The 8,420-nt window shown below is 47.9% G+C and carries 8 protein-coding genes; 2 read left to right on the top strand and 6 right to left on the bottom strand.

Annotation, left to right across the window (positions count from 1 at the left end; genetic code table 11):
- Positions 1–209: 209 nt before the first annotated feature.
- Positions 210–443: a ferredoxin-thioredoxin reductase variable chain gene (locus QUB52_RS24505; protein ID WP_265239423.1), complete on the bottom strand. Its 234-nt coding sequence runs from the start codon at positions 441–443 to the stop codon at positions 210–212.
- Positions 444–571: 128 nt separating this feature from the next.
- Here QUB52_RS24505 and QUB52_RS24500 point away from each other — a divergent pair, with 128 nt between their 5' ends.
- Positions 572–700: a hypothetical protein gene (locus QUB52_RS24500; protein WP_265239424.1), complete on the top strand. Its 129-nt coding sequence runs from the start codon at positions 572–574 to the stop codon at positions 698–700.
- Here the strand turns inward: QUB52_RS24500 and QUB52_RS24495 are convergent.
- The 5 genes from QUB52_RS24495 to QUB52_RS24475 all read right to left on the bottom strand — a co-directional run bounded on the left by QUB52_RS24495 (position 690) and on the right by QUB52_RS24475 (position 6,872).
- Entirely contained in the window at positions 690–3,470 is a 2,781-nt protein-coding gene (locus tag QUB52_RS24495; RefSeq protein WP_332975064.1) for a DUF3536 domain-containing protein, read from the bottom strand. The genes QUB52_RS24500 and QUB52_RS24495 overlap by 11 nt on opposite strands.
- Before the next feature lie 484 nt (positions 3,471–3,954).
- Entirely contained in the window at positions 3,955–4,749 is a 795-nt protein-coding gene (locus QUB52_RS24490) for an SDR family NAD(P)-dependent oxidoreductase (RefSeq protein ID WP_332975063.1), read from the bottom strand.
- Positions 4,750–4,929: 180 nt separating this feature from the next.
- Positions 4,930–5,871 carry a GNAT family N-acetyltransferase gene (locus QUB52_RS24485; protein ID WP_332975062.1) on the bottom strand — a complete coding sequence of 314 codons (942 nt, stop codon included), beginning with the start codon at positions 5,869–5,871 and terminating at the stop codon, positions 4,930–4,932.
- 163 nt (positions 5,872–6,034) lie between these two features.
- A complete protein-coding gene (locus tag QUB52_RS24480; RefSeq protein WP_332975061.1) occupies positions 6,035–6,328 on the bottom strand; it encodes an antibiotic biosynthesis monooxygenase family protein in 294 nt (97 codons plus the stop codon).
- 4 nt (positions 6,329–6,332) lie between these two features.
- The gene (locus tag QUB52_RS24475) at positions 6,333–6,872 is read right to left on the bottom strand and encodes a GrpB family protein (RefSeq protein ID WP_332975060.1); all 540 of its coding nucleotides are present in this window, start codon (positions 6,870–6,872) and stop codon (positions 6,333–6,335) included.
- Positions 6,873–7,198: 326 nt separating this feature from the next.
- On the opposite strand from QUB52_RS24475, the gene cax reads away from it, so the two are divergent.
- Positions 7,199–8,320, top strand: a complete 1,122-nt coding sequence (cax, locus tag QUB52_RS24470) for a calcium/proton exchanger (RefSeq protein WP_332975058.1) — start codon at positions 7,199–7,201, stop codon at positions 8,318–8,320.
- Positions 8,321–8,420: the final 100 nt, after the last annotated feature.

Genomic DNA, 8,420 nt, shown 5'->3' with positions numbered 1-8,420 from the left:
TCTGGCTTTTCGCTCATCTGACTACATTACCATATTTTTCGGCTCTCAATCAACTATTTTTTACCTGAATCCTTACGGTTTAATTTCATAGAAATTGTTTAACTTGTTTAATTTGACAATTAAGCCCACCTCAAAAAACATAACAACACAACCAGCTCCCCAACTTTTTTAATAAGTCGGGGATCTAACATGACCAAGCAATATTACAGTTAGGCTTCAGCAGAAACCAATTCGACTTCATCTTCTTTGAAGTGAGCTCGAAATTTCTTGTCAAACTGAACTAGAACCGGCCAATTAGCACTGACTGGTCGGCCGTGCCATTCGTGAACGATCGCCACGATTTCTCCTTCCATACCCTTAATCTCAAATGGTTGACTGCGATTTTGAGGATGGTGGTAGACAACAACAGAGTTTTTAACGCAAACGCGATCGCCAATTTTCATAGCTTAATATTTAGTGTTCTCTCTTCAAAGCTCTACAAAGCGTGCAAGTGCAGAACACCTGTACGCTTTGCGGACATTGTTTTCATCTTCCCACAGAACTAGAGCGAAAATTCAAAGAAAATTCGCGGTTGTCTGTTGGTGCCGCGGCTCGCCAGTCGCGATCGAGCGATCGCCATAATGCCGATCGCCTGATCGGTATTTCAAGCGCGATCGGGCGAATTCTCAATGCCGGGAATTTGATGCAGGCTAATCGATAGGCGATCGACTTAACTGACTTAACCAACACTCAACATCAACACCCAGAGTTTGACCCAACTCCAGCAACTGCCGGATCGAAGACAGCTCCCAGCCGCCGTGTGACGGGGCGATATCCAAGCAAACAGGAACCACCGAACTTTCCACCGCCGAGGCATCTTGCCGTTGCAGCCAGCCCAAACACAGAGGCACAATTTGACTGTACAGAGAATTGAAATACAGTTCCTGCGATTTATCCAAACACAAATCCAGACTCAGCCGATCGCCCACAGCAATCAAACGCTCGATGTGGAGAATATCAGCTTCTAACTTAAGAGGCGATCGATCCTCCACGCCCAATCCGGCTTGCAGTAGCGCATCTAGCGATCGGCAAACCTGGCGTTCCAAAATTTGCTTAACTTCAGGAACCTTCAACCGGCAGCGGAGATGGCCCGCTTCAGTGGCGATCGCCTCAATGTCAGCCAGCAGCGACTCCCCGTCCCCCATTTCCTGTTCCAGGGCCTTCGCCGCCGTCAAACAGCGGTGTCCCAAAGCCACCTCCGCAGCCACCTGTAACTCCATCGGCACCGGCAAATCGTCGCGGTGGAAAGCCATCATCACCCCGTAATTTTCCCGATAAACCTGAGTGTAAAGCTGATCCAACCGAGTCAAATTTTCCTGACTCAGCAACTGCACGATCCGGTGACGTTCCTCAGCGAATAAATCCCGCAAGCTAAAGGATTGGTCTCCAAACAGTCGCACCATTTCCAGAATCGCGTGGGCCGCCGAAGCTTCTTGCAGAACCCCAAACAACCGCTCTTTGAGCATAGTGTAAGACCGGCTGCTACCAAAAGGCTGAATGCAGCAGTGGAAGTCCCAGCCGCCGAGGTGGAACGCAGCAAACACAAAAAGCTCTGTTTCCCTGGTGATTTCGGAGGTTAACTGCAATTGACCCACAGCCAAAGTCATCGATCCCATGCGCTGAATTTGGAAATCTTGCTGTTCGGCTTGATAGCAGTAAACTCGCTGTTCGCGGGGATACTTGGCAAACAGAGAACTAATGGCGTAGTGGGCGGCGACTTCTTTGAGACTGACTTGAGCCGTCGTTACCAGTTGGCGGTAAACTTCCGCCCCAGTTTTGAAGGATTCAACGTTGCTGGGTACGAGAGCGAGTTGAGCGATAAAATCCTTTTCTAGTTGCACGCCGGCAACTTCCTCCGCCAATTCCAGCGCCCGGGCCGCGTAGCGCAAAATTTGCACGCCTTCGGGGCGAGAGATTTCTTCAAAAAACCAGCCGCAGCTAGTGAACATTAACAAAGCGTGGCGCTGCATTTCCAGTAGGCGCAGGGCATCTATCTGTTCGGAGGCGTTGAGTTCGCGAATTTGATGCCGATCGAGAAAACTGTCAACATTAGCGATCGATCGATCGCGAATAACATCAATATATTCATCTCTGGCCTTCCAGGGATCGCGAAACAGCTTGCGTCCCGCTTCCTCATAAATCGGAATCAGCCGATCGCGCAGCCAATTCAGAGTATCCCGCAAAGGCTTGCGCCATAGCAAATGCCATCCGCCACCACCACCACAGCCACAATCATCTTGCCAGCGATCGACCCCATGAGAGCAACTCCAGGCCGTCACTGGTTTGAGTTCCACTTCCCAAGTGCTCGGATTTTGACTTAAATAATGAGCATAATTCGTCACCGTCCAACCACGGCGGGGAAACTCTTCTGTGAAGGCGTAGGCGAGGCATTTTTCCGTACTGTTTTTGTGATGTCCAAAAGTTTCGCCGTCTGTCGCCACGGAGATTAATTGGGCCGGTCGGTGGTCGCCCCGCACTGCTTGACCCAAGCGCCCCGCCAAGTGGTGGCTGCTGCTGAGAACCTCATTGAAACCCATATCCCGCGAGATTGGGCCGTCATAGAAAAAGATATCGATGTAGGGAGTGTTGGGATTTGGGGCTGCGGAATTGTCGTTTTGGCGACTAAAGTTGTGAGTGCTCAGCGGTGAGAGTTTGTGATCGGCCATCAACCCCATTTCTGGTTTCAAATAGCAGCGGTACGGGCGAGTCGGATCGATTTGACCGCCGCCGACTTCGTGCCATTGGGTATCTGTTTCTTCTTGGCCTTCTTGGTTTTGCCCGATTAGCGGGCGGCAGCGTTCGGCTTGGGAAGGGGCTAAGACAATAAAACGAATGCCTTCAGCTACCAAAACTTCCAACGTGGCGTAGTCTACAGCGGTTTCAGCGAGCCAAATTCCTTCGGGATTGCGATCGAATCTGGAGCGAAAATCTGCGATTCCCCAGCGAATTTGGGTGTATTTGTCTCGATCGTTTGCCAGCGGCATGATGATGTGATTGTACACTTGGGCGATCGCGTTGCCGTGACCATTGAGCCGCTGACAGCTTTTGCGATCGGCTTCCAGAATCCGCTGATATACTTCGGCATCGTAGCGTTCTAGCCAACTCATCAAGGTTGGGCCAATGTTGAAGCTGAGATACTCGTAGTTATTGACGATCCCCGTGACTTCACCGCGGTCGTTTAGTATGCGGGCAAAGGCGTTCGGGCGGTAGCACTCGTGATAAATGCGTTCGTTCCAGTCGTGGGATGGAGAGGCACTGGCTTGGCGTTCGATCGCGTCCAGGTAAGGGTTTTCCCGGGGTGGCTGGTAGAAGTGACCGTGAACCGTCACGCACACTCCAGTTGCAGTAGCCACAGTGCTTTTGGTTGCAGCCGTTACGGTTGGCGCAGACAAAGGCAGGACAGCGGACTGAGTTTTAGAAATCGAAACCATGCGATCGAATCCTCAAGTAGTTAAAGACAACAAAAACAGCCTAATAAGTAACTGACACCTTACGCAGTAGGCATTTGGACTAGGCATCTGTAGGTGCTAAATTTGGGCTGACAATTTTTGATACATTTGTAGTATTGTTCGCAAAGCATTCGTTCCAATCTGCCGATCGTCGATCCCTGAGTTTTTCTGTCAATGCTTTGCTGTTCAAAGAGTTAAAAAAGGTAGCTTTTACTGCTTTCTGGCACTTGCGACCCATTTCAGGTTAGTGCTTGCAGGGCTACTCGTTGAGAGTTTGATTTACATTGCTGGATCTTAAAGTCTTATTCATTAAATAGCAACTTTTCCCCGGAAAATTTTAATCTTTGGCGATCGACCGAGGGAAATTGTGCGGGTAAAGTTAACAACAGGGTGAATCCCCTCAGCCGCTAAAATTTTTGCTGAGGGGCTACTGCACCGGACGGCGCTGTAATCTATACTATTCCAGCTAAACGATCGATCGTACCAGGCCGCCTTCCACTCGCAAAGCCGCCCCGTTAATAGCAGACGCTACTGGACTGGCAACAAACGCGACGAGTGCAGCCACCTCCGAAGTCTCAGCAAAACGCTGGATCAGCGATGAAGGGCGAGTCTTCTCAAAGAACTCTTTCTCCACCTGTTCAGCCGTCACCTTTTGGTTTTTTGCCAATCCTTGAATGAAATCTTCTACTCCTTCCGATCGCGTTGGCCCCGGCAGCACAGAATTGACAGTTACATTACTGCCAACAGTCATCTCTGCCAAACCGCGGGCGAGGGAAAGTTGCGCCGTTTTCGTGACTCCGTAGTGAATCATTTCTGCTGGAATATTGAGTGCAGATTCGCTGGAAATGAAAATAATCCGCCCCCAATTCTTGGTCAGCATTAATGGCAGATACTTTCGAGAAAGTCGCACTCCGCTGATGACGTTGATTTCTAGAAAGTTTATCCATTCATCATCATCAATATCCTCAAATGGTTTCGCTCCGTAAATTCCCAGATTGTTTACCAGAATGTCTACCTCTGGAACTCGATCGAATAATTCGCTGGCTCCGCTTGCAGTTCCCAAATCGGCAGCGACACCTTGCAGCTTGGCATTGGGAGCAATTTCTTTGATTTGGTCGATCGCCCTTTTCACCCGTTCTTCCGTGCGTCCGTTAACAATCACCGCTGCACCTTCTTGAGCGAGTTGGGTAGCAATTGCTAAGCCAATTCCGGCTGTTGAGCCGCTGACCAGTGCAATTTTATCCGATACTTTAAGATCCATTGTTGTCATCCTCCAAAATGAGTATTTTTGATGTGTGTGACGGGATCGATATTAACTAGAAATTAGGCAAAATTTCTAAATACAGGTGTGTACACCGCACAGAGTCAGCCTGCACAAAACCTCTAAATGTAGCGCTTGTTAATGAGTTTTTTTTTGAACGTACCGCAAAACAAGTTGGCATTAGCGCCAATTATCCAATACAAAAACCTCTGGTCGATTGTAACCGGGATCGTTTGGCCTGTGCATTACTACACCTGTACTTTCAGTGCGAAAACCGCGAGAAACCATCCTACCATAAGCGACATCATGGCTCGTATTCACTCCAGCCATCAGACGCAACATTTTTTGACTCGCCCCAAACGCTTCACAGACATCCAGCAACTGTTCAAATCGATCGCCTGCGCCAACACCCGATCGCACAACTCCAAATTTGACATAACATACATTAGAACCAGCTTCGCTACCCGCACCGCAATGACAAACAGCAAATCCCGCCAAACCCTTGTCATCCCACAATAAAACCGTATCACCCAAGTTTTGAGCCTCAACCGCCAAAATCTCCCGCGATAAATCCAGCCCTGCATAAATACCATCCGTCAATTCATAACATTCTTTCAGACAGTGCGATCGCTCCTGTGAAGTTAATTCAGAATATTTTATTACCGGAAAATCCGGCTCCACAAACTGAATTGGTTTTGCCATAATGAAAGTCAAAAAACGCGGGTAGAACCCGAATTTATGATAAAGCCCGTGGTGTTTTGGACTGTTGGGAAAAGTAAATAACCCCGCCTGTCGCGTCCCCCATTCCGAGAATTTGCCGATCGCACATTCAATCAAACCTTGAGCAACACCTTGATTCCAGAAGTCAGGATGAACGCTCAGCGGCCCAAAAAAACCCACACTCCCCCAACAAACAGCTATATTCGAGCCAACTAGCTGCCCGTCAACCTCTGCTGCGAAGGCCGCCGTGCGATCGACTAGCCATCGCGTTTGAACATAGTTCGCATCACCACAAAAATCTGTCGGTTGAGGCAATCCAATAAAAGTACCAAAGGCCAGTCGAAAAATATGTTCAGCCGTCGCTAACTCATTTTCTTGAAGCAGTCGAATAGAGATATTCATTGTGTGCGATATCCGTTAAAAAAGCGAACAGTTATGCAATCATACATATTAAACCTCTTGCATAAATCTTTGATTTAGATGAAAACCGCCCGCTCATTATTGCGGAGGTATTCCGCACTACGAACCAATCCTAAACCTGTCAATCCACCGTATACGATATAAGTCATGACAAAATGATTTCGTAATGCTCCACGGTTGGAAAAGGATCGTAAAAGTGATGCAATAAAGAACGCCACTTTTGATAATCTGGCGATTCTCGAAATCCCACAGTATGGTCTTCCAAATTCTGCCATCGCACCAGCAAAATATAACGATTTGTGGTTTCTATACAGCGTTGCAGCTCGTGCGAGATATACCCCGGCATAGAATAGATAATAACTGAAGCTGTTTTAAAAGCACTTTCAAACTCAGCAGTCATATTAGGTTTAATATCAAGAATTGCCACTTCTAATATCATAGATTTAATGAGATGTTCTCCACTTGGCAGCTTTCAGGTCAATTCCTTTAATAAACCCAGATTTTCCGTCCATGTACCCCTGAATATTATCATGGTATTTGTTGGCGAGTTGTTGTTTTAGTTCGCTGTATTGCTGCGCGTCTTCAGGATGAGAAATCATATAATCTCGAAATGCTAAGTGGCGCTCTATCTGTGGTGAGTTCACTTCAAACGTGTGAATGTGGTGCGTTCTAATCCCTGCTTCATTCCCCTTGCGAAAAAAACGCCGACCTGATATGCCAAACTCACCCATTGCTTCATAGCCTAATGCCTCCATTGCTGAGTTTTGTGTATCCACTTTGATAATATCTTTGACCACAACTAGCATATCGATAATTGGTTTTGCATGAATTTGTGAAATTGCTGTGCTACCAATATGATGTATAGCGATCGCATTTTCGGTAAGTGCAAGTGCAATCTGTTTTGACTCAGCCTCAAAAGCATCTCGCCAACTTGAATCGTGCGGGACGACTTCTACTTTGATAAAATCTACTTTTTTTGACATGATTGATAATTATTTGCTCCTTTTGTGGTTTCAGATTGGTTGGCGATCGCAATTTAACCGACACTGATTCGATCGCTACTCATCTATCGGCTGCGTGCAAACCTCTTAAACATACGGACAACGGGGAGAAACTGACTGTTTGGGAGCGGAATTTCAAATCGATCGACCTTTTCCATTTCATTAAGTATCTTCGCAAACTTCTGACCAAAAAAACGTAAGTGCGATCGCCCACCCAAGCTTTCAGCAAGCACCAATTTCCTTTCCTCCCCCTTCTTGCAACTTTGTGGCAGGCTATGATTGACAGTTGCGAGCTTTTCAGAATCTAAATGCCAAACACAACTACAATAATTTCCAGCCTGCTGTTATTTATCCCAGTTTCCATCGCCGGACACTTTCTCGGCTGGGAACCCTCCACAATCTTCATTACATCAGCCCTAGCCATCATCCCCCTAGCGGCCTGGATGGGTACGGCTACCGAAGAAATCGCCGTCGTACTCGGCGCAAACTTAGGGGGTTTGCTCAACGCTACCTTCGGAAATGCCACAGAATTGATCATCGGCATCGTCGCCCTCAACGCCGGATTAATAGATGTTGTCAAAGCCAGCATCACCGGTTCAATTATCAGCAACCTGCTGCTAGTGATGGGATTTGCAATGCTGCTAGGCGGCTTGCGCTACAAAGAACAAGAATTTCAGCCGACAGTCGCCCGGTTGAACGCTTCAGCGATGAACTTAGCCGTGATTGCCATTTTGGTGCCGACTGCTGTTGATGTCACATCTGTCGGCATTCCACAGGAAACTATGCAGAACCTCTCTAGCGCTGTGGCTGTAATCCTGATTCTCGTCTACGTGCTGACGCTGCTGTTTTCGATGAAAACCCACACTTATCTGTACGATGCAGGGGTGGCAGATATAGAAATGCTCGAAGAATTAGCCGAAAGTAACTTAGCACCAGACAGTCCCGACCACAAGGTCAATCTGCCGTTGTGGATTGGGGTGCTGTTGGCCTGTACTGTCATGGTAGCGATCGAGTCAGAATTGCTCGTGAGTACCCTAGAAGAAGCTACCGCCACTTTGGGACTGACATCACTGTTTACCGGGGTGATTTTAGTGCCGATTATTGGCAATGCAGCCGAACACACGACGGCGGTGACGGTGGCGATGAAAAATAAAATGGATTTGTCGGTTTCTGTGGCCGTGGGTTCAAGTTTGCAAATTGCTTTGTTTGTTGCCCCAGTGTTGGTTTTGGTGGGTTTTATCCTGGGCAAACCGATGGACTTGGACTTCAACCCGTTTGAACTCGTAGCGGTAGCGGTGGCGGTGCTGATCGCGAATTCTATCAGTTCTGATGGCAAGTCTAACTGGCTCGAAGGTACTTTGCTGTTGGCGGCCTATGCTGTTTTGGCGCTGGCATTCTACTTCCATCCGGTAATCGAGGGACTCGCTTAAAAGGCTAGAGAGGGAAGTTCGGCAGCGGATTTAACGGATTTAACGGATAGAATTCCCGATTACCCATCATTGATTACCGATTACCATCAGTTCTGCCGTC

The sequence above is a fragment of the Microcoleus sp. A6-C6 genome, from assembly GCF_036705955.1.
Classification (GTDB): domain Bacteria; phylum Cyanobacteriota; class Cyanobacteriia; order Cyanobacteriales; family Microcoleaceae; genus Microcoleus.
The sequence above is the reverse complement of the archived record's forward strand: the minus strand, read 5'-3'. Positions and strand labels throughout refer to the sequence as shown.